Below are 3,727 nucleotides of genomic sequence, written 5' to 3'. Positions count from 1 at the left end.
CTCGGTCAAGACGATCTGGAGCTTGCAATACATTCTCGGGTGCTCGCTTGTTCTGTTTCTCATCGGCATTCCGCTGATGAAACACGCGCGCAAAATCATCGTCGTGCAGTAGGGAGCGTCGTCGTCTCCCGCGGGAGCGGCCCGCGGGTGCGCCCCTCTCTGCGCCGCCATCGACGAAAAGCGGCGTCCCATTCCCTCACAAGAGGAGGCCATATGTTTACAGACGAAACGCGGGGCCGGCTCCGCCGGCCCGTTGCTGCGCCGCTATATCCCCATGCACATGTAGGAGACTTTGTCCGAGGGCGTCAGAGCGCCGGATGCAGTGAACGTGACCCCGGTTGTCGACACGGAAGTCGCGCGCATCGTGACGGCGCTCGTCTCGTCTTGCGCGAAACAGACGGGAGCGTTCGCCCACGCATTCGAACCGTTGAACGAGACCACGACCGTGGTTGACGGCGATGGGCCGACCGTGATCCGGCCTGCATTATTGTGACAGGTCGAGGCGACCGTGCACGACGCGCCGGCGCCCGCCGTCACGGACGCGATGAGGTTGGACGCAGCTTGAACGTTTCCGGAAAGGCTGAGACCGTCGTTTCCCTCGCCGATGGTGGCGTTGCCGCCGGTCGAGACCGTCAGCCAGTTCGCAGAGGCGGCGGCGTCCCCAATGCCGAAAGCGTTGCCTGTGGATTTTCCAATCGTCCACTTGCTGTTGCCGGCGTCCTGGAAATAGATCGTGTCGGATTGACCGCCGTAGTTTGCATTCAGATAGACGTTCGTGCCGTTGGGTCCAGTTGTCTCGACCTCCACGGCGCCACGAAATATCGTTCCGAAGGTGTCGTTTTCACCGATCGTGCAACTCGCGCCGGTCGAGCACGTCATGAGCGCGGAACTGGAATTCGCGCTATCCCAGATGCCGAAACTATTCGAGGTGCTGTTGCCGATCTGCCACTTGGGCGCTCCGTTCACGTCGAACCACAGATACCCGCCTTTCCCGGCGCCGTCGTTGATGCTGACATTCAACTGACTGGCGTCGGTCGTCGAGGTCTTGAGATTGAACGTCGAGCCGTTGAACGTCATGCTGGAATTGTCGGTCTCGCCCCATTGGCAGACGCCGCCGGTGGCGCAGGACATCAGCCAGTAGGACGAATTGGCGCTGTCCCAGATAGTGAGCTGTGGGTTTGAGCCATTGTAGGCCATCCCTAGTTGCCATTTGTTCGTCCCGAGCCCGTCTTGGAAATAGATGCTGTCATTGTAGCTGGAGCCGCCGGCGTCGGCCAGGACGAGCCCTACGCTCCCTGACTGGTTTTTGAAGGTCAAGCCATTCGCCGTGTAGAGCTGGTTGTAAGCGTTGGCATTGGCGCTGAACTCGTTTGCGTGATTGCCCCAGATGCTCGCGGTCGAGAAAATGTTGTAGGTCGAGACCTCGGCCTCGACACCTCCGCCGTAGCCGGAATGACCGGACTGATAGGTCGTGCAAGCCGTTCCGAAACTGCTGTTCCCGTTGGCGTTGATGGCCTCGGTCGTGTCGATGCGGAGGTAAGCGGACGAGGTATCGACCTCGACGCCGGAGCCGCAATTGTTGTAGATCGCATTGCCGCGGAGAACTACGGTCCCGGCCCAATTCTCGATGCGAACGCCAGGGCCGGCCGAGGTCGATCCGACCCATCCGGCGACGTCGATCATGCCGCCCGCGGACAGCGTGTCGTTGACGAGGATTCCGTTGTTCGTGTTGCTGTCGAAGGCGCAAGTCGAGCCCTCGTCGAACTCCCGGTTGCCGGTCGACACGATCGCGGTGTCGATCAGAACACCGTTCCCGTTGCCGGCGATGTTGGTTTGATCGCAGCGGACGCCGCCGAAGCCACCCGCTATGTGGATGCCGTTGACCCAACCCGAGCCGATGCTGCCGCCGACGATGCGGACTTCGGCGGTCGCCCCGAGATTGGAGTTGATGCGGACGCCATCGCCGCAGTTCTGCGCCGAATACGCGTTGATGTTCGTCAAGTCGCCCTCCGCGCCGTTCATCCAGATGCCGCCGCAGAAATTGCCGTCGTTGGCGTCGAGGTAGGCGTCCTGGTCGATCGACACGCCCTGAAGGAAGGAGGCGAAGGCCCCGTTGAGCTGCAGGGCGAAGCCGCCCGTCATCGTGGTCGACGAGCCGAGGCGGAAGTCCCGCAGCGTCACGCCATAGACCGCCGCCGTGTTCGGCGCGTTGATCGTCAGCAGCGTCGCCGTCGTGGACGTCCCGGCGTACTTGAATTCTGTCGACAGCGGCCCGGCGCCTTCGATGGTGTAGTGCGAGGCCGCGCCGACCGTGAGCGGCGCGGAAAAGAGGCAGGCGCCCGCCGGCGCGACGAGCTTCACGCCCGGGGCGGCCTTGCCTAGCCACGCCTGAATGGCCGCGGTGTCGTCATGCGCGGGGTTGCCATCGCAATACGCCCCAAAGTCTGTCTTCAGATTGAACGTGACGCCGAAGTCGGTCGCCCGGTCAGCCAACGTCGGCGCGCTTTGCGCGCCCGTTCCGGTCACCCTGTTCGTCCCTATTGGCGAAGCGACGCAGGGGGACCCCGCGTCCTGGATCCCGTTCGCGCCCCAGATGAGGCAGTCGCCGGCCGTCGCCGATCCGTTGAGGAGCGTGACTCCGCCGCTCGAGTTGGCGGGATTGGCGATTGCTGACGAAAGCCCCGCGCCGAGCGAAAAGCCCGGAAGGGTGGGGAGCAGTAGCGCGCTCATCTGCTGGGCGTGCGGCTGGGCGACGAGCCCCAATGAGACGGCGATGAAAGGAAACAAACGCTTCACGGGAATTCTCCGGGTCATGCGTCTCGGCCGTCGAGATCGCGGGAGAGGCGGGTTGACGGCCTGTGAGGTCTGGCAAACCGGAATTGCCCGCCGCGGCTCGCGACGCGTGCGGACCACGGTCCGCGCGTCGCAAGCGCAGTTTTGCGCCAGCCGCCGCCGGTGCGAGCAAAACTCCAGAGTGAGCCAACCCACCGTACTCTGTTGTGCCATGAGCTCGCCTCTCGGGTCAAGAAATTGTTCTCTTTTTGTTCTAAAAAGCGCGGCGGCGATCGAGAGCAGCCTCGATGACAGCGTGATTCGTGGGTCCATGAGGGCAACAGGTCACCGCGACGAGTGACGGTGCGTCCGGTCGCTGTGACCTCGCGAGCGTGGCACGGGCGCCGAAATGTTGAGTTCCCAGCGTGTGTAAAGTACGTTGAACAGCGTTTTGACCTAGGGGTAAGAAATGCCTGCTTTACCGATCATTGAAACGGCTGAGCCACGTTCGACGGCGGAGGCGATCCGTCTGGTGATTTGGGACCTTGATGAGACTTTTTGGAAAGGGACATTGACCGTAGGGGGGATCCAATACGATGAAATTAGCCATGACATCGTCATCGAGCTCTCGCACCGCGGGATAATCAACTCAATTTGCTCTCGAAATGACTTCGACTCGGTAGCGAAGATTTTACAGGAAAGGGGAATTTGGGACTACTTTGTCTTTCCCAGTGTAGACTGGACGCCGAAAGGACAAAGAATCAGGAGAATCGTCGAGGCTGTCCAACTCCGCCCCGAAACTGTCCTTTTCATCGACGATAATCCAATGAATCGGGCGGAGGCTCTTCAAGCCGTTCCCGGTCTTCAAGTCGCATGCGAGAATCGCGTACAAGAATTGCTTTCCGATCCGGTAACCGTTCACTTCCCCCATTTTCGTTGGTCGCGTGAGGTGGAA

At 61.4% G+C, this 3,727-nt stretch carries 2 protein-coding genes; one reads left to right on the top strand and one right to left on the bottom strand.

Annotation, left to right across the window (positions count from 1 at the left end):
- Positions 1-264: 264 nt before the first annotated feature.
- Complete coding sequence (locus ACLP25_RS05260; RefSeq protein WP_442468175.1) at positions 265-2,796, bottom strand: hypothetical protein; 2,532 nt, start codon at positions 2,794-2,796, stop codon at positions 265-267.
- Between the two features lie 445 nt (positions 2,797-3,241).
- Here ACLP25_RS05260 and ACLP25_RS05255 point away from each other — a divergent pair.
- Positions 3,242-3,727: HAD-IIIC family phosphatase (locus ACLP25_RS05255; RefSeq protein WP_442468174.1), on the top strand; the 486-nt coding region annotated here is incomplete at its 3' end.

The sequence above is a fragment of the Roseiarcus sp. genome (assembly GCF_052145395.1).
Taxonomy (GTDB): Bacteria; Pseudomonadota; Alphaproteobacteria; order Rhizobiales; family Beijerinckiaceae; genus Roseiarcus.
The sequence above is the reverse complement of the archived record's forward strand: the minus strand, read 5'-3'. Positions and strand labels throughout refer to the sequence as shown.